At 65.9% G+C, this 23,015-nt stretch carries 21 protein-coding genes, 1 pseudogene and 1 riboswitch; of the genes and pseudogenes, 15 read left to right on the top strand and 7 right to left on the bottom strand.

Translation table 11 applies throughout. The features are described from left to right. Nucleotides 1–3: 3 nt before the first annotated feature. The 6 genes from nuoF to EN808_RS09755 are packed head-to-tail and all read right to left on the bottom strand — an operon-like array spanning nucleotide 4 to nucleotide 5,347. Nucleotides 4–1,308: an NADH-quinone oxidoreductase subunit NuoF gene (gene nuoF / locus EN808_RS09780; RefSeq protein ID WP_015317342.1), complete on the bottom strand. Its 1,305-nt coding sequence runs from the start codon at nucleotides 1,306–1,308 to the stop codon at nucleotides 4–6. A gap of 10 nt (nucleotides 1,309–1,318) precedes the next feature. Beyond that, the gene (locus tag EN808_RS09775) at nucleotides 1,319–2,599 is read right to left on the bottom strand and encodes an NADH-quinone oxidoreductase subunit E (protein ID WP_135915670.1); all 1,281 of its coding nucleotides are present in this window, start codon (nucleotides 2,597–2,599) and stop codon (nucleotides 1,319–1,321) included. Beyond that, the gene (locus EN808_RS09770) at nucleotides 2,600–3,790 is read right to left on the bottom strand and encodes an NADH-quinone oxidoreductase subunit D (protein ID WP_127871586.1); all 1,191 of its coding nucleotides are present in this window, start codon (nucleotides 3,788–3,790) and stop codon (nucleotides 2,600–2,602) included. It abuts the gene before it with no gap. Nucleotides 3,791–3,799: 9 nt separating this feature from the next. Next, nucleotides 3,800–4,405 (bottom strand): NADH-quinone oxidoreductase subunit C, encoded by a 606-nt coding sequence (locus tag EN808_RS09765; protein ID WP_135866573.1) that lies wholly within the window; start codon nucleotides 4,403–4,405, stop codon nucleotides 3,800–3,802. A gap of 4 nt (nucleotides 4,406–4,409) precedes the next feature. Further along, nucleotides 4,410–4,991 (bottom strand): NADH-quinone oxidoreductase subunit B, encoded by a 582-nt coding sequence (locus EN808_RS09760; protein WP_015317338.1) that lies wholly within the window; start codon nucleotides 4,989–4,991, stop codon nucleotides 4,410–4,412. After that, entirely contained in the window at nucleotides 4,982–5,347 is a 366-nt protein-coding gene (locus EN808_RS09755) for an NADH-quinone oxidoreductase subunit A (RefSeq protein ID WP_006335683.1), read from the bottom strand. Before EN808_RS09755 ends, EN808_RS09760 begins: the two co-directional genes overlap by 10 nt. Before the next feature lie 333 nt (nucleotides 5,348–5,680). Between EN808_RS09755 and EN808_RS09750 the strand changes: the two genes are divergently transcribed. The 8 genes and pseudogenes from EN808_RS09750 to EN808_RS09715 all read left to right on the top strand — a co-directional run bounded on the left by EN808_RS09750 (nucleotide 5,681) and on the right by EN808_RS09715 (nucleotide 15,815). Then, nucleotides 5,681–6,880 (top strand): winged helix-turn-helix domain-containing protein, encoded by a 1,200-nt coding sequence (locus EN808_RS09750; RefSeq protein ID WP_135915669.1) that lies wholly within the window; start codon nucleotides 5,681–5,683, stop codon nucleotides 6,878–6,880. A gap of 29 nt (nucleotides 6,881–6,909) precedes the next feature. Beyond that, nucleotides 6,910–7,116: riboswitch (cobalamin riboswitch) on the top strand. Nucleotides 7,117–7,153: 37 nt separating this feature from the next. After that, on the top strand, nucleotides 7,154–7,588 hold the full coding sequence (locus EN808_RS09745; protein WP_135915668.1) for a DUF1636 family protein: 435 nt from the start codon (nucleotides 7,154–7,156) through the stop codon (nucleotides 7,586–7,588). Further along, nucleotides 7,585–8,637, top strand: a complete 1,053-nt coding sequence (gene cobW, locus EN808_RS09740; RefSeq protein ID WP_135915667.1) for a cobalamin biosynthesis protein CobW — start codon at nucleotides 7,585–7,587, stop codon at nucleotides 8,635–8,637. Before EN808_RS09745 ends, cobW begins: the two co-directional genes overlap by 4 nt. An 18-nt stretch (nucleotides 8,638–8,655) precedes the next feature. Beyond that, the gene (locus tag EN808_RS09735) at nucleotides 8,656–12,177 is read left to right on the top strand and encodes a cobaltochelatase subunit CobN (protein WP_135915666.1); all 3,522 of its coding nucleotides are present in this window, start codon (nucleotides 8,656–8,658) and stop codon (nucleotides 12,175–12,177) included. Further along, nucleotides 12,174–13,667: pseudogene (gene cobG, locus EN808_RS09730) on the top strand (precorrin-3B synthase); the annotation flags it as partial. The gene EN808_RS09735 and the pseudogene cobG, both read left to right, overlap by 4 nt. 5 nt (nucleotides 13,668–13,672) lie before the next feature. Beyond that, a complete protein-coding gene (locus EN808_RS09725; protein ID WP_135915664.1) occupies nucleotides 13,673–14,305 on the top strand; it encodes a precorrin-8X methylmutase in 633 nt (210 codons plus the stop codon). Beyond that, on the top strand, nucleotides 14,302–15,054 hold the full coding sequence (locus EN808_RS09720; protein WP_135915663.1) for a precorrin-2 C(20)-methyltransferase: 753 nt from the start codon (nucleotides 14,302–14,304) through the stop codon (nucleotides 15,052–15,054). Before EN808_RS09725 ends, EN808_RS09720 begins: the two co-directional genes overlap by 4 nt. Further along, on the top strand, nucleotides 15,051–15,815 hold the full coding sequence (locus EN808_RS09715) for a precorrin-3B C(17)-methyltransferase (RefSeq protein ID WP_135915662.1): 765 nt from the start codon (nucleotides 15,051–15,053) through the stop codon (nucleotides 15,813–15,815). The genes EN808_RS09720 and EN808_RS09715 overlap by 4 nt, the downstream gene beginning before the upstream one ends. On the opposite strand, the gene EN808_RS09710 is transcribed toward EN808_RS09715, so the two are convergent. Then, nucleotides 15,779–16,537: a cobalt-precorrin-6A reductase gene (locus tag EN808_RS09710; RefSeq protein ID WP_135866560.1), complete on the bottom strand. Its 759-nt coding sequence runs from the start codon at nucleotides 16,535–16,537 to the stop codon at nucleotides 15,779–15,781. The genes EN808_RS09715 and EN808_RS09710 overlap by 37 nt on opposite strands. A gap of 154 nt (nucleotides 16,538–16,691) precedes the next feature. Here EN808_RS09710 and cbiE point away from each other — a divergent pair, with 154 nt between their 5' ends. Genes cbiE through cobT form a run of 7 tightly spaced genes read left to right on the top strand, consistent with a single transcriptional unit; the run spans nucleotide 16,692 to nucleotide 23,015 of the window. Then, nucleotides 16,692–17,918 carry a precorrin-6y C5,15-methyltransferase (decarboxylating) subunit CbiE gene (cbiE, locus tag EN808_RS09705; protein ID WP_127280201.1) on the top strand — a complete coding sequence of 409 codons (1,227 nt, stop codon included), beginning with the start codon at nucleotides 16,692–16,694 and terminating at the stop codon, nucleotides 17,916–17,918. Beyond that, nucleotides 17,915–18,301, top strand: coding sequence for a cobalamin biosynthesis protein (locus tag EN808_RS09700; RefSeq protein ID WP_127280202.1), 387 nt, complete (start codon nucleotides 17,915–17,917; stop codon nucleotides 18,299–18,301). The genes cbiE and EN808_RS09700 overlap by 4 nt, the downstream gene beginning before the upstream one ends. After that, nucleotides 18,298–19,062, top strand: a complete 765-nt coding sequence (gene cobM / locus EN808_RS09695) for a precorrin-4 C(11)-methyltransferase (protein WP_127280203.1) — start codon at nucleotides 18,298–18,300, stop codon at nucleotides 19,060–19,062. The genes EN808_RS09700 and cobM overlap by 4 nt, the downstream gene beginning before the upstream one ends. Beyond that, complete coding sequence (cobA, locus tag EN808_RS09690; RefSeq protein ID WP_135915661.1) at nucleotides 19,059–19,877, top strand: uroporphyrinogen-III C-methyltransferase; 819 nt, start codon at nucleotides 19,059–19,061, stop codon at nucleotides 19,875–19,877. Before cobM ends, cobA begins: the two co-directional genes overlap by 4 nt. Continuing rightward, nucleotides 19,874–21,187, top strand: a complete 1,314-nt coding sequence (locus EN808_RS09685; RefSeq protein ID WP_135915660.1) for a cobyrinate a,c-diamide synthase — start codon at nucleotides 19,874–19,876, stop codon at nucleotides 21,185–21,187. The genes cobA and EN808_RS09685 overlap by 4 nt, the downstream gene beginning before the upstream one ends. Nucleotides 21,188–21,190: 3 nt before the next feature. After that, on the top strand, nucleotides 21,191–21,967 hold the full coding sequence (gene cobS / locus EN808_RS09680; protein WP_127871600.1) for an adenosylcobinamide-GDP ribazoletransferase: 777 nt from the start codon (nucleotides 21,191–21,193) through the stop codon (nucleotides 21,965–21,967). Nucleotides 21,968–22,004: 37 nt separating this feature from the next. Then, nucleotides 22,005–23,015, top strand: a complete 1,011-nt coding sequence (gene cobT / locus EN808_RS09675) for a nicotinate-nucleotide--dimethylbenzimidazole phosphoribosyltransferase (protein WP_135915659.1) — start codon at nucleotides 22,005–22,007, stop codon at nucleotides 23,013–23,015.

Here is a 23,015-nt window from a genome sequence, read left to right as displayed (position 1 = left end):
TTTTTATTCCGCCGCCACCATCACCGGTTCGGCCCGGTGCGCGTTGCGTGAAAACTCGTCGATGCGCCGCTCCACCTCGCCACGGAAATGCCGCATCAGGCCCTGGATCGGCCAGGCCGCGGCATCGCCCAGCGCACAGATCGTGTGGCCCTCGACCTGCTTGGTGACGTCGAGCAGCATGTCGATCTCGCGCTTCTGCGCCTCGCCGCGCACCAGCCGCTCCATCACCCGCCACATCCAGCCTGTGCCCTCGCGGCATGGCGTGCACTGGCCGCAGCTCTCGTGCTTGTAGAAGTAGGAAAGCCGCGCGATCGCCTTCACGACATCGGTCGACTTGTCCATGACGATGACGGCCGCGGTGCCGAGGCCGGATTTGAGGTCGCGCAGCGCGTCGAAATCCATCGGCGTGTCGATGATCTGCTCGGCCGGCACCAGCGGCACCGAGGCGCCGCCCGGAATGACCGCAAGCAGATTGTCCCAGCCGCCGCGGATGCCGCCACAATGCGTCTCGATCAGTTCGCGGAACGGGATCGACATCGCCTCTTCGACGGTGCACGGATTGTTGACGTGGCCGGAGACGCAGAACAGCTTGGTGCCGACATTGTTGGGCCGGCCGAAGGACGAGAACCACGCGGCCCCCCGGCGCAGGATGGTCGGCGCCACGGCAATCGATTCGACATTGTTGACCGTGGTCGGGCAGCCATAGAGGCCGACATTGGCCGGGAATGGCGGCTTCAGCCGGGGCTGGCCCTTCTTGCCTTCGAGGCTTTCCAGCAGCGCGGTTTCCTCGCCGCAGATATAGGCGCCGGCGCCGTGATGCATGTAGATTTCGAAATCGTAGCCCGACGTGTTGTTCTTGCCGATCAGCTTGGCCTCGTAGGCCTCTTCGATCGCCCGCTGCAGCGCCTCGCGCTCGCGGATGAATTCGCCGCGCACATAGATATAGGCGGCAATCGCGCCCATGGCGAAGCCGGCCAGAAACGCGCCCTCGACCAGCGTGTGCGGATCGTTGCGCAGGATGTCGCGGTCCTTGCAGGTGCCGGGCTCGGATTCGTCGGCGTTGATGACGAGATAGCTCGGCCGGCCGTCGCTCTGCTTGGGCATGAACGACCATTTGAGGCCCGTCGGGAAGCCGGCGCCACCACGGCCGCGCAGGCCCGACGCCTTCATCTCGTTGACGATCCACTCACGCCCCTTGGCGACGATGCCGGGCGTGTTGTCCCAGGCGCCGCGCGCCATGGCGCCGGCCAGCGACTTGTCGAAGAGGCCGTAGATGTTGGTGAAGATGCGGTCTTTGTCCTGAAGCATTTTTCGTCCCTCAGACCGGCTTCTTGCCGAAAACGCGGATGTATTCGGCAACGCCGCCCTTGGCGAGCGCCTTGGCTTGCGCAACCCAGTTGTCGCGGTCGATGCGGCCCTGGAAGGAGAGATAGCCGTCGACCCATTCGCGCTCGGCCTTCTTCCACGACGCGACTTGCGCGAAGGTGAAGATGCCGAGCGTATGCAGGATGCCCTCGATCTTCGGGCCGACTCCCGAGATCAGCTTGAGATCGTCGACCGCGGCCGGCCTGTCGATACCGGCCGGACGATTCTTGTCCTCGAGCGACGGTTTTGCCGGCTTCGCGGCTGGCACCTTGGCTTCCGGCGCCTTGAAGGCCGAAGCCGGTTCGACCTTGGCCGTCGGCCCATTGCGCTGCTTGGCAACCTTCTCGACTTCCGGCGCTGCCGTATTCGCGTTGGCGGCCGAATGCAGCGGCGCCGAAACGCTCGCCGCCTTTTCCGCCGCCGGCGCCACCTTGGCCTTTGATGGCGTCTTTAGCGCCGGGCTGGTCTCAGGCGCATCGGTTTTCGGCTTGCTGGCATTGGACGGCGCGACAGGAGCGCCAGCCGGTGCCGGCACCGGCGCCGCGATGATCGCGCCGGGCGCTGCCTTGGCGGCCTTGGCTGCTTCCCGGGCTTCACGGTCGCGGGTCGATTTGAGGATCGCCTTTTCGCTCTTGAGCGTCGTCAAACCGGAGGCCGGCTCCGAGCCGGTGCGGCCGTTCTGCGGTCCCGGCGCCACCGAGGCGCCCTTGCCGGCATCATAGAGATCGATGATTTCGGCCAACCGTTCAGGCGTCAGATCCTCGAACGTATCCTTGAACACCATGACCATCGGTGCGTTGACGCAGGCGCCGAGGCACTCGACCTCCTCCCACGACAAGGTGCCCTTGTCGTTGGTGTGGAACTGGTCGTGATGGATTTTCGAGCGGCACACATCCATCAGCGCTTCCGAACCGCGCAGCATGCACGGCGTGGTGCCGCAAACCTGGATATGCGCGCGGGTGCCGACGGGATTCAACTGGTACTGCGTGTAGAAGGTCGCGACCTCGAGCCCACGAATGCGCGGCATGCCGAGCATGTCCGAAATCGTCTCGATCGCCGCCTTGGTGACCCAGCCTTCCTGCTCCTGCGCTATCATCAGAAGCGGGATGATCGCCGATTGTTCGCGCCCCTTCGGATATTTCTTGATCCACTGCTTGGCCGCCGCCGCATTCGCCTTGTTGAAGGCGAAGGACGCTGGCTGGACGCTGGCTTCTGCGAGACGGCGGACTGACATTTAGCGATCGACCTCACCAAACACGATGTCGAGGGAGCCAAGAACGGCGGTGACGTCGGCCAGCATGTGGCCGCGGCACAGGAAGTCCATGGCTTGCAGATGCGCGAAACCCGGCGCGCGCAGCTTGCAGCGATACGGCTTGTTGGTGCCGTCGGAGACGAGATAGACGCCGAACTCGCCCTTCGGCGCCTCGACCGCCGCATACACCTCGCCGGCCGGCACGCGATAGCCCTCGGTGTAGAGCTTGAAGTGGTGGATCAGCGCTTCCATCGAACGCTTCATCGCCTGGCGCTTGGGCGGCACCACCTTGCCGTCGAGGTTCGACACCGGGCCGGTGCTTTCCTTGCCGAGCAGAAGATCGACGCACTGGCGCATGATCCGCGCCGACTGGCGCATTTCTTCCATGCGCACGAGATAACGGTCGAAGCAGTCGCCGTTCTTGCCGATCGGGATGTCGAAATCCATCTCCGAATAGCATTCATAGGGCTGCGACTTGCGCAGATCCCACGGCGAGCCCGAGCCGCGCACCATGACGCCCGAAAAGCCCCAGGCCCAGGCATCGGCCAGCGAAACGATGCCGATATCGACATTGCGCTGCTTGAAGATGCGGTTGCCGGTGAGCAGCTTGTCGAGATCGTCGAGCGATTTCAGGAACGGGTCGATCCATTTGCCGATGTCCTCGACCAGCTGCCGTGGCAGGTCCTGGTGGACGCCGCCGGGCCGGAAGTAGGCCGCATGCATGCGCGAACCGGAAGCGCGCTCATAGAACACCATCAGCTTTTCGCGCTCGACGAAGCCCCACAGCGGCGGCGTCAGCGCACCGACGTCCATCGCCTGCGTCGTCACATTGAGGATGTGCGACATGATGCGGCCGATCTCGCAATAGAGCACGCGGATCAGCTGGCCGCGCCTCGGCACCTCGATGCCGAGCAGGCGCTCGGCGGCAAGCGCGAAGGCGTGCTCCTGGTTCATCGGCGCGCAATAGTCGAGCCGGTCGAGATAAGGCACCGCCTGCAGATAGGTCTTGGCCTCGATCAGCTTCTCCGTGCCGCGATGCAGCAGGCCGATATGCGGATCGACGCGGTCGACGACTTCGCCGTCGAGTTCGAGGACCAATCTCAAAACACCATGCGCCGCAGGGTGTTGAGGTCCAAAGTTGATGTTGAAATTGCGGACGGAGGTTTCAGCCATTCTGGCGCCTCAATTCGTCTTGGCTTTTTCGTCCCCGGGCAGCACGTAGTCGGTGCCTTCCCAAGGGGAAAGAAAATCAAAATTGCGGAATTCCTGCTTGAGCTCGACCGGCTCGTAGATGACGCGCTTGGCCTCGTCGTCGTAGCGCACTTCGACGAAACCGGTCAGCGGGAAGTCCTTGCGCAGCGGATGGCCTTCGAACCCGTAATCGGTCAGCAGGCGGCGCAGGTCCGGATGGCCCGAGAACAGCACGCCATAGAGATCGTAGGTCTCCCGCTCGAACCAGTCGGCGCCGGGATAGACGCCGGTGACCGACGGCACCATCGTCTCCTCGTCGGCCTGCACCTTGACGCGGATGCGGACATTCTGCTTCGGCGAAAGCAGGTGATAGACGACGTCGAAGCGCTTGGCCCGCGACGGATAGTCGGCGCCGCAGACATCGATGATCGAAATGAACTGGCAGCGCGCATCGTCGCGCAGGAAGGTCATTACCTCGATCAGGTTTTGCGGCTCGACGTGAACGGTAAGCTCGCCATAAGCGAGCACAGCGTCGCTGAAGCGGCCAGGCAGCTTCTCGCCGAGATAGGTCGACAGTTCGCTAAGGGATGCGGCCATGGATTTACCGTTCGATCGTGCCGGTGCGGCGGATCTTCTTCTGCAGGAGAAGAATGCCGTAGAGCAGGGCTTCGGCGCTCGGCGGGCAGCCGGGCACATAGATGTCGACCGGCACGACCCGGTCGCAGCCGCGCACCACCGAATAGGAATAGTGGTAATAGCCGCCGCCATTGGCGCAGGAGCCCATCGAGATGACGTAGCGCGGCTCCGGCATCTGGTCGTAGACCTTGCGCAGCGCCGGCGCCATCTTGTTGGTCAGCGTGCCGGCCACGATCATGATGTCGGACTGGCGCGGAGACGCGCGCGGCGCGACACCGAAGCGCTCCGAATCGTAACGCGGCATCGAGGTGTGGATCATCTCGACCGCGCAGCACGCCAAACCGAAGGTCATGAACATCAGCGAGCCGCTGCGCGCCCAGGTGATCAGCGCCTCGGTCGAGGTGACCAGAAAACCCTTGTCTGCAAGCTCATTGTTGATTTCGAGGAAGAAGGGATCGTCCTCCCCCACCGGCCTGCCGGTGTTGGGATCGATGATGCCCTTGGGCTTTGGCGCGACGAGGGTGCCTGAACTGTCGTTCAATCCCATTCCAGCGCTCCTTTTTTCCATTCATAGGCAAAGCCGATGGTCAGCACCGCCAAAAACACCATCATCGACCAGAAGCCGAGCATGCCGATCTTCGAGAAGGACACTGCCCAGGGAAACAGGAAGGCCACTTCGAGGTCGAAGATGATGAACAGGATCGACACCAGGTAGAAACGAATGTCGAACTTCATGCGGGCATCGTCGAACGAGTTGAAACCGCACTCGTAGGCGGACAGCTTTTCGGGATCGGGGTTGCGGTAGGCCACCAGGAACGGTGCGACCAGCAGCGCCAGGCCGACCACCAGCGCCACGCCGATGAACAGGACGATGGGCAGGTACGAACTGAGGAGTGCGTTCATGCAGCGGCTTTCCGTTGGCGCCAATCCACGTTGATTACAGCACCGGACCTTAATGCGGAAGCGTGACAGTTTAACCGCTGAACCGTTTTAAGGAGCCTATGCTGCAACGCGGCGAGGGTTAGCGCAGCACTTCCAGCGAAGCAAGTCAAACCTTGTTCAAAACAACGAGCTGGACGGCATTCCGGGAGAAACTGGTCTCATAGGCTCCTGTTTGATTTCCTTCTCTTTTTACTCCACTTTTCTCTCCTGACAGGGTTGCCGCCAAAACCCTGCTAGCATGGGCTGGAATCACCCATCACATCTTTGTCAAAGCACCCTCAGAGTGACGCCTGCATGAAGGAAAAGATCTCGCTAGCCGCCGCCCGGCGCATCGCGCTCGCCGCTCAGGGATTTCTCGATCCCCGCCCCGCCGGCATGCCCGACCGCCGCCATTTCGCCCGCGTTCTGTCCCGCACCGGCCTGCTGCAGATCGATTCCGTCAGTGCGGTGGTGCGTGCCCACTATATGCCGCTCTATTCGCGTCTGGGTCCCTATCCCGTTGCCTTGCTCGACAACGCCGCCGTGACGCGCAAGCGCACGGTGTTCGAATATTGGGCACACGAGGCCTCATTCCTGCCGGTCGAGACGTACCCGCTGATGCGCTGGCGCATGCAGCGCGCCGAGCAAGGCGATGAAATGTATCTGGGGCTGGCCAAATGGGGCCGTGAGCACGCTGCCTATATAGAAGAGATCTACCGCCAGGTCGTCGATCGTGGCCCGATCGCCGCTTCGGCGCTGGAAGGCCAGAAAGGCTCCGGCGGCTGGTGGGGTTGGAGCCGCGCCAAGCACGCCTTCGAATGGCTGTTCTGGGCCGGCCGCATCACCACGGCGCACCGGCGCGGTTTCGAGCGCTTCTATGACCTGCCGGAGCGGGTGCTGCCGCAAGCGATCCTCGACCTGCCGGTACCGGCGGCCGAGGATGCACATCGCGAATTGCTGCGCATTTCCGCCCGCGCCCACGGCATCGCCACATCAGGCGACCTGCGCGACTATTTCCGGCTCTCCCCCGCCGACATGAAAGGCCGGCTCGAGGAACTGGTCGAACTCGGCGAGTTGTTGCCGGTCCGTGTCGAGGGGTGGGACAAGCCAGCTTACCTTCACAGGGATGCGCGTTTGCCACGCAAGATCGAGGCCCGCGCCCTGCTGGCGCCGTTCGATCCCGTCGTCTTCGAGCGCTCGCGCTCGGAGCGGCTGTTCGATTTTCACTATCGCATCGAAATCTACACCCCGGCCGAGAAGCGCCAATACGGCTACTATGTCCTGCCCTTCCTGCTTGGCGACAGGATCGTGGCGCGCGTCGACCTCAAAGCCGACCGGCCGGCCAGTGTCCTGCGCGTCCATGCCGCCTATGCCGAGCCCGGCGCGCCGCCTGAAACCGCCGCTGAACTTTTCGAGGAATTGAAGCAGATGCAGGGCTGGCTTGGGCTTGAACGCATCGAAGTGACGCCTGCCGGCGACCTCGGCCCGGCGCTGTCCGACATCGCGGTGTCGTAAGCTCGCGTTGACACCGCTGCCCGCAAGAGCCTAAATCCGATCCAGACGGTCTCCTCTCGGCAAAGGGAGGAGCCAAGAGGGAATGCGGTGCGGGCCGAAAAGCCCAAATCCGCGGCTGTCCCCGCAACTGTAAGCGAAGAGCCAAGGCCGAAAGCCACTGGGATTGTCCCGGGAAGGCGGCTACCCAAGGCGACGACCCGCGAGCCAGGAGACCTGCCGTCTGGAATGCAAGAATCCGATCGCCCGGCGGGTTTTCCGGGCAAGGAGCCTGATTTGGATCGCGACAGCAGTTTCTCGGCTGAAACAACGGACATTTCGTCCGGCGAGGATGATTCCCTGGCCGGCATCACTGTCATCGTCTGCGCCTCCTGTCGCGACGAGACCGGTTCCGACGCCCATCCCCGGGCCGGCGAACTTTTGGCTGAAGATACGCGCCAAGCCGCCTCGAGCGAGAAAATCCGCATCCGTACGGTCGAATGCCTCGGCAATTGCAAGCGCCGGCTCAGCGCCGCGATCCTGCGCGACGGCTGCTGGAGCTATGTGTTCGGCGACCTGACCGCGACCAGCGGCGCCGATCTCGTCGCCGGCGCGAAACTCTTCGCCACCTCGACCGACGGCCTCATTCCCTGGCGCGGCCGCCCCGATAGCCTCAAGCGCGGCCTCGTTGCCCGCATCCCTCCTCTCGACATGCTGAAGGACTTGACATGACCGCTCCAAATTCGGCCGGCAATCTCTCCCGCGTTCCCTGCACCGTCGTTACCGGCTTCCTCGGGGCCGGCAAGACGACGCTGGTCCGCCATCTCCTGGAAAACGCCGGCGGCAAGCGGATTGCCATCATCGTCAACGAATTCGGCGATATCGGCATCGACGGCGAAATCCTCAAGGGCTGCGGCATCGACACCTGCCCGGAGGAAAACATCGTCGAACTGGCCAATGGCTGCATCTGCTGCACCGTCGCCGACGATTTCGTGCCGGCGCTCGACCAGATCCTGTCGCTGACGCCGAAGGTCGACCATATCCTGATCGAAACCTCCGGTCTCGCTCTCCCCAAGCCTCTGGTCCAGGCGTTCCAGTGGCCGACGGTGAAAAGCCGCGTGACCGTCGACGGCGTCATCGCCGTGGTCGATGGCCCGGCGTTGGCTGAAGGCCGCGTCGCCAATGACATGGACGCCCTGCAGGCGCAGCGCGCCGGGGATGAGAGCCTCGACCATGACGACCCGGTCGAGGAAGTGTTCGAGGACCAGATCGCCTGCGCCGACCTGATCATCCTGTCGAAGAGCGACCTGATGGACGCCGACGGCTCGGCCCGCGCCAACGCCATCGTCAATGAACACTCCGCCCGCGCCGTGAAGATCGTGCCGACGTCGCATGGCAAGGTCGATCCCTCGGTGCTGCTCGGGCTTGGTCTCGCCGTCGAGGATGACATCGAGAACCGCAAGTCCCATCATGACGGCGCATTCGACCACGAGCATGACGACTTCGACACGTTCATCGTCGACATTCCTTCGATCGCCAATCCGGACGAGTTGGCAAAGCGCGTCGCCGCGGCCGCCGAACAGGAAAACGTGCTGCGTGTGAAAGGCTTCGTCGAGGTCGGCGGCAAGCCGATGCGGCTCCTGCTGCAGGCCGTCGGCCCGCGCGTCAATCATTACTATGACCGCGCCTGGGCCGCCGAGGATGACCGCCGCTCGCGCCTGGTCGTCATCGGCCTCAAGGGGCTGAACCGTCCGGCGATCGAACGCATACTCGCCGGCTGATTTCAGACACGGGCCGCGATGCACATCCTCACCACGACCTCCGCCTCGCTCGACGACCTCGCCGAGCCTGTCGACCTCAGGCAAACGCCGGGGGATATCGTGGCCTTGTCGTTCACCGACAGCGATCTCGCCGGACTGGCGGCGGCATGGAAGGCGGACGCCGATCGCTTGCCCTCCATGCGGCTGGCCGCACTGCGCGATCTGCGCCACCCCATGTCCGTCGACCTCTGGATCGACAGCGTCGCCCGCCATGCCAAGGTCATCCTGGTGCGCATCCTCGGCGGCAACGACTGGTGGCGCTATGGCTGCGACCAGCTGGCGGTGATTGCCCGTGAGCGCGGCATCAAACTGGCGCTGCTTCCGGGTGAAAGCCATGACGAGGATCTCAGGCTGATCGAAGCCTCGACGCTGCCACGCGCCGAACTCGACGGCCTGCTTGGCTATTTCCGAGAGGGCGGCCCGGCCAATATGAGCGCGCTGGTTCGGAGGCTGGCAGGCCTGGCTGGACAGGATACGTCCGTCGCCAGTCCGGTCAGCGTGCCGAAGGCCGGTTACTATCAGTCTGGATTGGGGGTCGCGGAGGAGCCGGACCTTTCAATGGTCGGCGCTCCCGTCGTCCCTATTCTCTTCTACCGCTCGATGCTGCTCGCGGCCGACGTCGCCCCGATCGATGCGCTGGCCGAGGCTTTGCGCTCCCAGGGACTGGCAGCGGTCCCGGTCTTCGTTTCCAGCCTCAAGGATCCTGGGTCCCTGGCCTTCGTCGAAAACGCCATTGCATCGCTGAAACCCGCCGCCATCATCACCGCGACCGCCTTCGCTTCGGGTGCCGAACCCGGCGTTGAAACCCTGTTCGACCGCGCCGGCGTGCCCGTCTTCCAGGTCATCATCGCCACCACCCGCCGCGATGTCTGGGAAAACAACCAGCGCGGCCTGGCGCCGGCCGACCTTGCCATGCATGTCGTACTGCCCGAACTCGACGGCCGCATCCTTGCAGGCGCCATTTCCTTCAAGGGCGAGAGCGATGTCGATCCGGCGCTTGGCCACCGTGCGCTGGCCAACCGGCCGGAACCGGATCGTGTGACGCAGGTGGCTAAGCGCGTTGCGGCCTTCATCCGCCTGCGGGAGACATCGCGCGCAGAGCGCAAACTGGCGATCCTGATTCCCGATTATCCCAGCGCTCCTGGCCGCACCGGATATGCGGTCGGGCTGGATGTGCCATCCAGTGTGCTGGCGATGCTGCACGACTTGAGCGAACAGGGCTATGCCGTTGAGGGGATTCCGCAAACACCGCGCGCGTTGCTGGATCTGCTGGAGCACGGCAATGATCGATTGGGGCTCGACGACTATGGTGCCTTTTCTATTGAGCTTCCGACATCGGCAATTGCCGCGGTAGACGCCGCGTGGGGCAGAGCAGATCAGGAGACAGGTTTGCGCGAGGCGCCCCCCTCTGTCCTGCCGGACATCTCCCCCACACGGGGGGAGATTGTGCCCGCATCTCCGCTTTCGCCAATTTCGAAGGTTAAAGAACGGGCGCCGAAGTTGCCAATCTCCCCCCTCGTGGGGGAGATGTCCGGCAGGACAGAGGGGGGCGCTCAAGCGCCAGCCTCAGCAAACTTCCCCTTCCGTGCCGCAACCTTCGGCAACATCACCGTGGCACTCGCCCCTGATCGCGGCCGTTCCGCCGATCGCCGCGCCGATTACCACGACCCGACACTGCCTCCGCGCCACGCCTTGATCGCCTTCGGCCTCTGGCTGCGCAAATCGCTCGGCGTCCATGCCTTGATCCACGTCGGCGCCCACGGCACGCTGGAATGGCTGCCCGGCAAGACCGTCGCGCTTTCGCAAAACTGCTTCCCCGAGATCGTGACCGGGTCCCTGCCCGTCATCTATCCCTTCATCGTCTCCAATCCAGGCGAGGCGGCGCAGGCCAAACGGCGCATCGCCGCCGTCACCCTTGGCCATCTGCCGCCGCCGCTCGCCGGTGCAGGTCTCGACGAGGACCAGCACAAGCTCGAACGCCTGGTCGATGAATACGCCCAGGCCGATGGCCTTGACCGCCGCCGCCGCGACCGTCTCGCCAGGCTGATTGTCGAAACCGCGCAAAAGACCGGCCTTGCCTCCGAAGCCGGCGTCGCCAAAACCGATGCGCCCGACGAAGCGCTGCGCCGTATCGACGCCTGGCTCTGCGATCTCAAGGACTTCGCTATCAAGGACGGGCTGCATATCTACGGCCGCGCGCCCGAGGGCGAGCCGGATGCCATGCGCCGCCAAAGCGCGGAAGCCGAGAAGTCGGCGCTGTTCGCCGCGCTCGATGGCTGTCACGTCAAGGCCGGCCCGGCTGGCGCGCCCGCACGGGGCCGCTCCGACGTGCTGCCCACTGGCCGCAACCTGTTCACCTCGGACCCGCGCACCATGCCGACGCCGACCGCCTACGACCTGGGCAAGGCGGCGGCGGAGGAAGTGGTGCGCGGCTACCTGCAATCGCATGGCGACTGGCCGCGTTCCCTGGTTATCGACCTCTGGGGCTCGGCCTCGCTGCGCACCGGCGGCGAGGAGATCGCGCAGGGGCTGGCACTGATGGGATGCCGGCCGCAATGGGACGCTGCCACCGGCCGCATCACCGGCATCGAGGTGCTGCCGCCAGCTATGCTCGGCCGTCCGCGCGTCGACGTCACCTGGCGCATATCAGGCCTGTTCCGCGACATGTTCCCGACCCAGATCGCCCTGATCGACGCCGCCGCCAACGCCGTTTCCGCGCGCGACGAGGACGATTCGGAAAACCCGCTCGCCGCCAAGACCCGCGCCGATGGCAAGATCAGCCCGCGCATCTTCGGCACATCGCCCGGCACTTACGGCGCCGGCGTCGAGGATCTGTTGTCGAGAGGCGACTGGAGCGCACGCGAAGAGATCGGCCGCGCCTATCTCGACGCCACCTCGCATGCCTATGGCGGCGCCGGCGGCGAAGGCGTCTCGGCGCCTGGCGCCTTCGAGGGACGCATCGCCGAAGCCGATCTTATGGTTCACACCGGCGACGATCCCGGCCGCGATATTCTTGAAGGCTCAGCCGACGTCGCCTTCATCGGCGGCTTTTCGGCCGCCTTGGCCGCACTCGGCAGGAACGCCGACGTCATCGTGCTCGACACCACCGATCCGCAAAAACCGAAACCGCGATCGGTCGGCGAGGCCGTGTCGCGCGTGGTGCGTGCCCGCGCCGTCAACGCACGCTTCATCTCAGGCCAGATGCGGCACGGCCCGCGTGGCGCCTCCGAATTCGCCGAAACGGTCGATCGGCTGGTCGGCTTCGCCGAGACCACCCATGCCATTTCAGGCGCGCTGATCGAGGCCGTGCACGATGCCTATCTCGGCGATCCGGACGTTCGCGCCTTCATCCTGCGCGAAAATCCCGCCGCCGCCAAAGTCATCGCCGAGCGCTTCCTGTCGGCGCGCCGCCGCGGCCTCTGGCATCCTTTGCGCAATTCCATCGACGACGATCTCGCCGCGCTGATTGCGGAAGCCAACGCGCCCGGGGTCGCGGCATGAACGCCTTCTCGCGCCGTGGCGCCTGCCCCGCTCTGTCCGCGCCGATGCAGACAGGCGACGGCCTGCTGGTGCGCCTGAACCCGGTCGCCGGAGGTCCATCCTCCGGAGGGTTGTCGCCGAAGCTCTTGATCGGGATCGCCGAATCCGCCTTGCGGCACGGCAACGGCATCATGGAAGTCACCGCGCGCGGCAGCCTGCAGATACGCGGCCTCACGGCGGACAGCGCTGCGTTGCTGGCGGCGGAGGTGGATGCATTGGGAATCGCGGTGCGCACCGGGGTGCCGGTCGAGACCGGCCCGCTGGCAGGCATTGACCCGCAGGAGATCGCCGATCCCCGGCCGATGGCGGAAGAGATTCGCGTGGCCGTCGAGGAAGCCGGGTTGACGCAGCGGCTGGGACCGAAGGTTTCGGTGATCGTTGACGGTGGCGGACAACTGACGCTGGATGCGGTAACGGCCGATGTGCGGCTGAGGGCGGTGCGAGCCGATACAGCCAGCCGTTGGCTTGTATCCGTCGCGGGTGACGGGCGGACCGCCAAGCGGCTCACCGTGGCGGATGAGGATGCGGCACGCGACATTGCTGTCGCGGCGCTGCGGATGGTTGCCGAGAAAGGCCGGGACGCACACACGCGGGATTTGTCGGGGCGGCAATTGGAGTCTCTCGCAAGCTGGCACTCTACGGCGCCCCCCTCTGTCCTGCCGGACATCTCCCCCACAAGGGGGGAGATCAACGGCTTCGACGCTGGCTTTTCAACAACACCGGAGATTGGCGAAACCATCGGTGACAGCGCAATCTCCCCCCTTGAGGGGGAGATGTCCGGCAGGACAGAGGGGGGCGCCTCGCGCAAACCTATCGGGCTTTTCCCCTTGGCCGGTGGAACTTTCGCCCTCGGCATCGGCCTGCCCTATGGCAGCATCCCAGCGGACAAAATCATCGCCCTCGCAAAAAGCGCCCTCGCCCTCGGCACCACCGAAATCCGCCTCGCCCCAGGCCGCGCCTTGCTTTTCCTCGGCCAGCCGGCGACCGCCAACCAGCCCCTGCAAGACACAGCCGCCACCCTCGGCTTCGTCACCTCCCCCGCCGACCCCCGCACCCGCATCGCCGCTTGCCCCGGTACGCCGGCCTGCGCGTCCGGCCGCATCGCCACCCGCGACATCGCCGAGACGATCGCCACCGAAAACGCCGACATCCTCGATCCCTCCCTCATCCTGCACATTTCCGGCTGCGCCAAGGGCTGCGCGCATCCCGGCCCGGCCGCGCTGACCTTGGTCGGCGGCGAAAACGGAGCCGGACTTGTCGTGAACGCGACGGCAAAGGCTCTTCCTGCCGGCTACAGGCCGGGCTATGACGCCGCGCGCGGCATCGGCCGCGTCGCCGCGGTGATCCGCGGCGCTCGATATCAGGGCGAGACCGCCGCCGCTTGCCTGACAAGGCTGGGCACGGCCGGCATCGCCGAAACTTACCAACGGGCCCAACCTTACCAACGGAAATGAGCATGGCCGCCTACGACTACATCCACGACGGCACGGCGATCTACGAGCGTTCCTTCGCCATTATTCGCGCCGAGGCCGATCTCTCGCGCTTCTCGGAGGCCGAGGCCGATGTCGCCATCCGCATGATCCATGCCTGCGGCCAGGTCGAAGCCGCCAGGAATTTTGTCTTCTCCCCCGATTTCGTCACCGCCGCCCGCAAAGCCCTGGCGGCGGGCGCGCCTATCTTCTGCGACGCGGAGATGGTCTCGCATGGCGTCACCCGCGCCCGGCTGCCGGCCGGCAATGAGGTGATCTGCACCTTGCGCGACCCGCGCACGCACGACATCGCCAGGGAGATCGGCAACACCCGCTCCGCCGCCGCGATCGACCTGTGGGGCGAGCGCATGGCCGGTTCGGTTGTCGCCATCGGCAATGCCCCGACCGCGCTGTTTTATCTTCTGGAAAAGCTAAACGACGGAGCCCCCAAACCGGCGGCCATCATCGGCATGCCAGTCGGCTTTGTCGGCGCCGCCGAATCCAAGGATGCGCTGGCCGAGAATTCCTATGGCGTGCCCTACGCCATCGTGCGCGGCAGGCTCGGCGGCAGCGCCATGACCGCCGCCGCGCTCAATTCGCTGGCGAGGCCCGGTCTGTGAACGCGATTTCCAAAGGCAGGCTTGTCGGTGTCGGCACGGGTCCCGGCGACCCCGAATTGTTGACGCTGAAGGCCGCGCGAGCCTTGGCCGAGGCCGATGTCGTGGCCTATTTCGCCAAGCGCGGCAACAACAGCAATGCGCGCGCCATCGTCGAAGCGCGCTTCCGGCCCGGCATGCTGGAACTGCCGCTGCTCTATCCCGTCACCACCGAGATCGACAAGGATCACGACGACTACCGCTCGCAGATATCAGGTTTCTACGAGGAGTCGGCCAACAAGGTCGCCGAGCACCTCGATGCTGGCCGGATGGTCGCCGTGCTGTCCGAAGGCGACCCGCTGTTCTACGGCTCTTATATGCACCTGCACGTCCGTCTCGCCAATCGTTTCCCGACTGAAGTCATTCCCGGCATCACCGCCATGTCCGGCTGCTGGTCGCAGACCGGCGTGCCGATCGTCCAGGGTGACGACGTGCTGACCGTGCTGCCCGGCACGATGAGCGAGTTCGAGTTGACCCGACGCCTCGCCGACACCGATGCCGCCGTGATCATGAAGGTCGGCCGCAACCTGCCCAAGATCAGGCGCGCGCTGGAAGCGACCGGAAAGCTGACGCGCGCCGTCTATGTCGAGCGCGGCACCATGGCCGGCAGCGTCTCGATGCGGCTTGCCGACAAGCCGGACGACAAGGCGCCCTACTTCGCCATCGTGCTGGTCGCCGGCTGGTCCGGCCGCCCGACTGGAGCGCAGGCATGAGCGGCCGTCTCACCGTCATCGGCCTCGGCCCCGGCAATGCCGACCAGGTCACGCCGCAAGCCAGCCGCGCTGTCGCCGAGGCGAGATTCTTCTACGGCTACAAGCCTTATCTCGACCGGCTTGACCTGCGCCCCGACCAGACCCGCGTCGCTTCCGACAATCGCGAGGAGCTCGCCCGTTCCAAGGACGCGCTGACCAAGGCAGCCGAAGGCCACGACGTCGCCGTGGTGTCCGGCGGCGATCCCGGCGTCTTTGCCATGGCCGCCGCCGTCTGCGAGGCGATCGAGGCCGGTCCGGCCGAATGGCGTGCGGTCGATGTCGCCGTGGTGCCTGGCGTCACCGCCATGCTGGCGGTCGCCGCCCGCATCGGTGCGCCGCTCGGCCACGACTTCTGCGCCATTTCGCTGTCCGACAATCTGAAGCCTTGGGATTTGATCGAACTGCGTCTTCTGGCGGCGGCTGGCGCCGGCTTCGTCATCGCGCTCTATAACCCGATCAGCAAGGCGCGTCCCTGGCAGCTTGGCCGCGCCTTCGAATGCCTGACCGCCATCCTGCCCGGCACGACGCCGGTGATCTTCGGCCGTGCCGCGGGCCGGCCAGACGAGCGCATCGAGGTCTATCTGCTGGCCGACGTCGACGCTGAAAAGGCCGACATGGCGACCTGCATCATCATCGGTTCGCCGGAGACCCGGATCATCAAGCGCGGCGACAAGCCGGCGCTGGTCTACACGCCGCGCTCGGCGTCGGGTTCGACGAAATGATCGATCATGGCGGCCAGCGCTTCGACGGTTTCAGCCGAAGGCACCTCCGGCAAGGCCGGCCTGCGCACCATGACCACCTCGATGCCGAGCGTCCGCGCCGCGGCAATCTTCCCGTATGTCGCCGCGCCACCGCTGTTCTTCGACACCACGACACCTATGTGATGCTTTTCGAGCAAAGCGCGTTCTTCCCTCTCGTGAAACGGGCCCCGCGCCAGCAGATAGTCGGCGTCGGGCACAACCAGCTTCGGCTCGACCGGATCGACGCTGCGGATGAGATAGTGGTGCTGGGGTGCTGCCTCGAAGGCGGCGACCTCCTGCCGGCCAAGCGCCAGAAATACGCGGCGCGGCACATCGCCAAGCGCCCGCGCGGCGCCGGCAACGCTATCGATCTCAAGCCAGCGGTCGCCTTCTACGGCCTCCCACCCCGGGCGCCGCAAGGCAAGGATCGGCACGCCGGTCTTGCGCGCGGCCATTGCAGCATTGGCGGAGATCCGCGCCGCGTAGGGATGCGTGGCGTCGATCAGCAGACCAGTGCCGGTCTCCCTGAGATATGCGGCCAGTCCATCGGCGCCGCCGAATCCACCGCTTCGCACCGGCACGCCCTGCGCAACCGGGCTTTCCGTGCGGCCGGCCAGAGAAAGCGTGACGAGGAAATCCTCCACCAGTTTTCCGGCCAATTGGCGCGCTTCTGTTGTGCCGCCGAGGATCAGAATCTTCTTCATGGGCACCATGTCAAACATCGTCGGCGCTGCCCCTCACCCTTACCCTCTCCGCGTGAAGGACGGGGAGAGGGAGGCGTCGGCGCCGGAGCTTCTCCCTTCTCCCCGTCACTATACGGGGAGAAGGTGCCGGCAGGCGGATGAGGGGCGGCGCGACATGTCAAAAAATCAGCCAACGCCAAAATGGCTTACGGTAGTCGGCATCGGCGAGGACGGTTTAGCGGGTCTCGGCGACGAGGCCAAGCGTCGGATCGCCGAGGCGGAGTTCATCTTCGGTGGCAAGCGGCACCTGGCGCTAGTCGCTTCTTTCGCCAGGGGTAAGCCATGCCCCTGGCCGGTTCCTTTCGATGCCGGGATGGCCGATGTCCTGGCGCTCACCGGCAGGAATGTCTGTGTGCTCGCCTCCGGCGACCCGTTCTTTCACGGTGTCGGCGCCACCCTCGCCCGCAAGGTCCAGCCACAGGAGATGCATGTCATATCAGCTCCGTCGGCGATTTCGCTGGCCGCGGCGCGGCTCGGCTGGGCGCTGCAGGACATCGAGATCATCTCGTTGCACGGCCACCCGGTCGACCTGATCCGCCCGCTGCTGCAGCCCAACGCGCGCATCCTGGCGCTGACGTCGGATGGCGACGCGCCCGCTGCAATTGCCCGCCTGCTCACCGAGCTCGACTTCGGCGCTTCACGGTTGACGGTGCTGGAGGCGTTGGGCGGACCGAAGGAGACATTGCGCTCAGCGCGTGCCGATGCCTTCAATCTGGAAAACATCAATCCACTCAACGTGCTGGCGATCGAGATTGATTCGAATCCGCAAGGGCGCGTGCTGCCCCTCACATCGGGCCTTGCCGATCATATGTTCGAGCATGACGGCCAGATCACCAAACGCGAAATCCGCGCCATCACCCTGTCGGCGCTGGCGCCGAGACGCGGCGAAGTGCTGTGGGATATCGGCGCCGGCTCAGGCTCCATCGGCATCGAATGGATGCTCGCCCACCCTTCGCTGCGCGCCATCGCCATCGAGGCCGACCCGGCCCGCGCCGCCCGCATCGGCCACAATGCCGTTGCCTGTGGTGTTCCCGGCCTCGTCATTGTGGAAGGCAGCGCGCCCAAGGCACTGGCCAAACTAGCGACGCCCGATGCGATCTTCATCGGCGGCGGCGGCAGCGACACCGGTGTCTTGAACGCCGCCATCAAGGCGCTGCGCGCAGGCGGCCGTCTCGTCGCCAACGCGGTGACGCTGGAGATGGAAGCCCTGCTTCTCGCCCAGCACACTAGGCGCGGCGGCGATCTTGTCAGGATAGGCATTTCCCGCGCTTCGCCTGTCGGCTCGATGCAGGCGTGGCGGCCGGCCATGCCTGTCACGCAATGGAGCTGGGTCAAGCCATGATGGTCGCGGGCATCGGCAGCCGAAAAGGCGTCACCGTCGAGGACGTGCTCGCGGCGATAGAAACCGCGCTCGAAGCGCATGGGCTGGCGATGTCGGCTCTTTCGGCCCTGGCCACCGCGGCGCTCAAGAAGGATGAAGACGCGATCGCTGCCGCCGGCCGCGCGCTGAACCTTCCGGTCATCATCGTCGATGACGCAGCTCTCCAGGCAGCCTCGCCACGGACGCTCAGCAGCTCCAGCCTCTCGCGGGACCTGGCCGGCACACCATCGGTTTCCGAAGCGTCGGCCCTTGCCGTCGCCGGCAAAGGCGCCAGCCTGCTTGGTCCGCGCACGGTGCTCGGCGCGGTCACCTGCGCCATCGCCATCAGCGGAGACGCCGAATGACCGTCCATTTCATCGGCGCCGGTCCCGGTGCCGCCGACCTCATCACGCTGCGTGGCGCAAGGCTCTTGGCGAGTTGCCCGGTCTGCCTCCATGCCGGCTCCATCGTCGCGCCGGAATTGCTGCAGCATTGCGCGCCGGGAACGAAGCTGATCGACACCGCGCCGATGTCGCTCGACGAGATCGAGGCTGAATATGTGGCGGCCCACAAGGCCGGCCATGACGTTGCCCGTCTGCACTCCGGCGACCTGTCGGTGTGGAGCGCGGTTGCCGAGCAGATCCGCCGGCTGGAAAAGCATGGCATCCCCTACACGCTGACGCCGGGCGTCCCTTCCTTCGCGGCGGCGGCCGCCGCACTTCGCCGCGAGCTGACCATTCCCGAAGTCGCGCAAAGCCTGGTGCTGACCCGCGTTTCCGGCCGCGCCTCTAAAATGCCGCCTGGCGAAACGCTGGCCGGTTTCGGCCGCACCGGCGCCACGCTGGCCATTCATCTTGCCATCCATGCCATCGACCGCGTCGTCGCCGAACTGACACCGCACTATGGCGGCGATTGCCCGGTCGCGATCGTCTTCCGCGCCTCCTGGCCGGACGAGCGCGTGCTGACCGGCACGTTGGAGACCATCGAGGCAAAGCTCGCCGCCGATCCGATGGAGCGTACGGCGCTTATCTTCGTCGGCCGCTCGCTGGCGGCGGAAGGCTTTGGCGAGAGTTCATTGTACGACGCCCATTATCAGCGGCGTTTTCGCGGACGGGACGGATTGTGAGCGGCAGCACCAAAAACAAAGGCGAAAACGCCACGCTCGAACAGGCGCTCGCGCGTCTGAACTTCAAGCCGCGTCCGCTCGAGCCCGGCCATGTCTGGCTGGCCGGCGCCGGCCCCGGCGACCCGGGTTGCCTGACGCTGGAAGTGCTGGCGGCACTGGCCGAAGCGGACGCACTGGTCTACGACGCGCTGGTTTCGCCTGACGTGGTCGCGGTAGCCGGAAACGCCGAGCTTTTCTTTGCTGGAAAACGCGGCGGCCAACCCTCGATGAAGCAGGACGACATCACCGCTTTGCTGGTGCGGCTGGCGCGTGAAGGCCGCCGCGTCGTCAGGCTGAAGGGCGGCGACCCTTATATTTTCGGCCGTGGCGGCGAGGAGGCGCTGGCACTGGCGCGCGAAAACATCCCATTCCGTGTGCTGCCGGGCCTGACATCGGGCCTCAGCGCATTGGCCGCCACCGGTATCCCGGCCACCATGCGCGGCATCAACAAGGCTGTCATTTTGGCGACCGGCCACGCCGCCGGCACCGATGACGACATCGACTGGGCGGCTGTCGCCCGTACCGGCCAGCCGGTCGTCGTCTATATGGGCATGGCCAATCTGCCTGTCATAGCGGCAGCCCTGCTCGACGGCGGGCTTGCGCCATCGACGCCGGCGGCCGTGATCGTCGCCGCGACGACGCCGCAGGAGCGGACCGTCGTCGCCACGCTCGCCACCATTGCCGAGGCAGCGGCGGCGGCCGGGCTTGCCTCACCGGCATTGATCGTCGTCGGCGGCATCGTCGCCATGCGCGCGGCACTGGCTGGGCAAGCATGACCGCGCGCGCGATCATCATCGGCGCGCCACGCTCCGGTTCTGGCAAGACCAGCGTTACCATCGGCATCTTGCGCGCGCTGACCCGGCGCGGCCTGAAGGTGCGCGGCGCCAAATCCGGCCCTGACTATATCGATCCCGGCTTCCACACCGCCGCCACCGGCCTGTCCGGCGTCAATCTCGACAGCTGGGCGATGTCGCCGTCGCTGCTCAATGCGCTGGCCGCACAGGCGGCCGACGATGCCGATTTCGTCATCCTCGAAAGCGCCATGGGTCTGTTCGACGGCATCCCGGCCGCGCAGGGGCGCACCGGTTCGGCCGCCGATCTGGCGCGGCTTTACGGCCTGCCGGTGCTGCTGGTGCTCGACGTGTCGGGCCAGTCGACCACGGCGGCGGCCGTCGCCAAGGGCTTTGCCACCTACGATCCGGATGTGCACATGGCGGGCGTGGTGCTGAACCGGCTGGGTAGCGAGCGCCACCGTCGGCTCTCCGGCGACGCCATCGAGGCGATCGGACTGCCCGTCGTCGGCGCCATCCTGCGCGATCCCACGCTCAATTTGCCCGAACGCCATCTCGGCCTCGTCCAGGCCGGCGAATATGACGACCTGGTGGCGCATCTCGATCGGCTCGCCGACATGGCCGAGAAGTCGCTCGACCTCGATGCGATCATGGCGCTGGCAACACCCCTCGCCCCGGCAGTTGGCGACTTTGCCGACGCGCTGCGGCCGCCCGGCCAACGCATCGCGCTGGCAGAGGACGCCGCCTTCAGCTTCCTTTATCCGCATGTCGCCGCCTGTTGGCGCAAGGCCGGCGCGGAAATCGTTCCGTTCTCGCCGCTCGCCGACCAAGCGCCCGACGAGGATTGTGATGTCTGCTGGCTGCCCGGCGGCTACCCCGAGCTTCACGCCGGCACACTCGCAGCCGCAATGAATTTCCATGCGGGAATGGCGCGTTTCGCCGTGAAGAAGCCGGTCCATGGCGAGTGCGGTGGTTTCATGGTTCTTGGTGAAGCGCTGGAGGATGCTGGCGGCGAGACGCATCGCATGCTCGGCCTGCTCGGCCATTCCACCAGCTTCGCCAGGCGCAAGATGAATCTCGGCTACCGCGAGGCGCGGCTGCGCGCCGACTGTCCGCTGGGGCCGCAAGGTGCGCTGATCCGAGGTCACGAATTCCACTATGCGCAGATGACGGCCGCCGGCAATGACGAGCCGCTGGCCGACCTCGCCGACGGCCAGGGCAATCCGCTCGGCGCTTCCGGCTACCGGCGCGGCCATGTCAGCGGCACCTTCTTTCATGCGATTGCGAAGAGCTAGGCCATGAAGCTCCCAAGAATCACCCTGTCGCCTCGGCAAGTCCTCGATGACATCGCGCTCTGCCTGATCTTCTTCACGCGCCTGCCGCTGCCCGTGCTCGATTTTCGTGGCCGCAGCCTCGCCGCCGCGATCTGGGCCGCTCCGATCGCCGGCCTTGCCGTCGGCTTGATCGGCGCGATCGTCTTTGCCACTGCGGAACGCTTTGGCCTTGCCATTGGGCCATCAGCCGCCCTGGCCCTTGCTGCAACCGTGCTCACCACCGGCTGCCTGCACGAGGATGGCCTCTCCGACGTCGCCGATGGCTTCGGTGGCGGCAAGTCGCGCGGACGCAAGCTCGAGATCATGCGCGACAGCCGCATCGGCGCCTATGGTGCGATGGCGCTGGCGCTGTCGCTGCTGACCCGCTGGAGCACGCTGTCGGAACTCCCCGATCCCACGCAAGCCCTCTTCGCTCTGGTGGCCGCGCATGCGGCCTCGCGTGGCGTGCTCGGCGCCTTCATGCACCTCTTGCCGCCGGCACGATCCGACGGCCTGTCGGCCGACGCCGGCACGGTATCGCTCGGCACCGCCATAGCCGGCGGCGTGCTCGGCGCGATCCCTTTGCTGTTGCTTGGCCCCGGCGGCGCCATCGCCGCGCTCGTCCTGCTTGGCCTGCTGTTTGCCGCTTTCCACGCTCTTTGCCTCAACCAGATCGATGGCCAGACCGGCGATACGATCGGCGCCTTGCAGCAGGTGAGCGAAATCGCGGTGCTTCTCGTCGCTTCCGTCGCCCTTTCCTGATCCCTTGACCTGATTCCCTTCTGGAGACCTTGCCCCCATGCCCTTCAAATCCCTCGATGAACTGCGCGCTGCCTGCCTTAATCTGCCCGCCGGCAGCGAGACGGCGGCCGATGCCGTTGCCCGCCGTCAGGACACGCTGACCAAGCCGCAAGGCAGCCTCGGCCGGCTGGAAACCATCGCCGCCTGGCTGGCGCGCTGGCAGGGCCGCGATATGCCCAAGCTCGACCGCGTGAAAGTCTTCGTCTTCGCCGGCAACCACGGCGTCACCGCGCAGGGCGTGTCGGCCTACCCTTCCGAAGTCACCGTTCAAATGGTGGCGAATTTCGCCGGCGGCGGTGCCGCCATCAACCAGTTGGCCCGCATCGCCGGCGCCGAACTCGACGTCATCCCGCTCGACCTCGACCAGCCCACTGGCGACTTCACGCAGACATCGGCGATGGATGAGAAAGCCTTTCTCGCCGCGGTTTCCGCCGGTAATGACGCGGTCACCAAGGACATCGATCTCGTCTGCTTTGGCGAAATGGGCATCGGCAACACCACGCCGGCCGCCGCCATCTCGGCTGCCCTGTTCGGCGGCGGCGCGGAAAAATGGACTGGACGCGGCACCGGCGTCGACGATGCCGGCCTGAAGCGCAAGGTGGTCGCCATCGAAGCCGGCCTGAAGCGCCACGCCGCCGCCCTTGCCGATCCGCTGGGGATCGCGGCCAGCCTCGGCGGACGCGAACTCGCCGCGATCTTTGGCGCGACGCTGGCCGCACGGCATCTGGGCATACCCGTACTGCTCGACGGCTTCGTCTGCACCGCTGCCGCGGCACCCCTGGCGAAGCTGCACCCGACCGGCCTCGCTCACACCATCGCCGCCCACGTCTCGGCCGAATCGGGCCATCGCGGCCTGCTCGAAGCGCTCGCCCTGCCGCCGCTGCTTGATCTCGGCATGCGGCTCGGCGAAGGCTCAGGCGCGTGCCTGGCCGTCAACATCGTGCGCTCGGCGCTGGAATGCCATGCGAGAATGGCGAGCTTTGCCGAGGCTGGCGTGTCGGAGAAGTAA

The sequence above is a fragment of the Mesorhizobium sp. M8A.F.Ca.ET.165.01.1.1 genome (assembly GCF_004792065.1).
Lineage (GTDB): Bacteria > Pseudomonadota > Alphaproteobacteria > Rhizobiales > Rhizobiaceae > Mesorhizobium.
The sequence above is the reverse complement of the archived record's forward strand: the minus strand, read 5'-3'. Positions and strand labels throughout refer to the sequence as shown.

Bases quoted from the DNA above. Each gene is read 5' to 3' on its own strand.
- nuoF (WP_015317342.1), bottom strand. From the start codon at position 1,308: ATGCTTCAGGACAAAGACCGCATCTTCACCAACATCTACGGCCTCTTC.
- EN808_RS09700 (WP_127280202.1), top strand. From the start codon at position 17,915: ATGATGGTCGCGGGCATCGGCAGCCGAAAAGGCGTCACCGTCGAGGAC.
- cobW (WP_135915667.1), top strand. From the start codon at position 7,585: ATGACCGCTCCAAATTCGGCCGGCAATCTCTCCCGCGTTCCCTGCACC.
- cobS (WP_127871600.1), top strand. From the start codon at position 21,191: ATGAAGCTCCCAAGAATCACCCTGTCGCCTCGGCAAGTCCTCGATGAC.
- EN808_RS09735 (WP_135915666.1), top strand. From the start codon at position 8,656: ATGCACATCCTCACCACGACCTCCGCCTCGCTCGACGACCTCGCCGAG.
- EN808_RS09775 (WP_135915670.1), bottom strand. From the start codon at position 2,599: ATGTCAGTCCGCCGTCTCGCAGAAGCCAGCGTCCAGCCAGCGTCCTTC.
- EN808_RS09765 (WP_135866573.1), bottom strand. From the start codon at position 4,405: ATGGCCGCATCCCTTAGCGAACTGTCGACCTATCTCGGCGAGAAGCTG.
- cobT (WP_135915659.1), top strand. From the start codon at position 22,005: ATGCCCTTCAAATCCCTCGATGAACTGCGCGCTGCCTGCCTTAATCTG.
- EN808_RS09755 (WP_006335683.1), bottom strand. From the start codon at position 5,347: ATGAACGCACTCCTCAGTTCGTACCTGCCCATCGTCCTGTTCATCGGC.
- EN808_RS09710 (WP_135866560.1), bottom strand. From the start codon at position 16,537: ATGAAGAAGATTCTGATCCTCGGCGGCACAACAGAAGCGCGCCAATTG.
- EN808_RS09750 (WP_135915669.1), top strand. From the start codon at position 5,681: ATGAAGGAAAAGATCTCGCTAGCCGCCGCCCGGCGCATCGCGCTCGCC.
- EN808_RS09715 (WP_135915662.1), top strand. From the start codon at position 15,051: ATGAGCGGCCGTCTCACCGTCATCGGCCTCGGCCCCGGCAATGCCGAC.
- cbiE (WP_127280201.1), top strand. From the start codon at position 16,692: ATGTCAAAAAATCAGCCAACGCCAAAATGGCTTACGGTAGTCGGCATC.
- EN808_RS09725 (WP_135915664.1), top strand. From the start codon at position 13,673: ATGGCCGCCTACGACTACATCCACGACGGCACGGCGATCTACGAGCGT.
- EN808_RS09760 (WP_015317338.1), bottom strand. From the start codon at position 4,991: ATGGGATTGAACGACAGTTCAGGCACCCTCGTCGCGCCAAAGCCCAAG.
- cobM (WP_127280203.1), top strand. From the start codon at position 18,298: ATGACCGTCCATTTCATCGGCGCCGGTCCCGGTGCCGCCGACCTCATC.
- EN808_RS09685 (WP_135915660.1), top strand. From the start codon at position 19,874: ATGACCGCGCGCGCGATCATCATCGGCGCGCCACGCTCCGGTTCTGGC.
- EN808_RS09770 (WP_127871586.1), bottom strand. From the start codon at position 3,790: ATGGCTGAAACCTCCGTCCGCAATTTCAACATCAACTTTGGACCTCAA.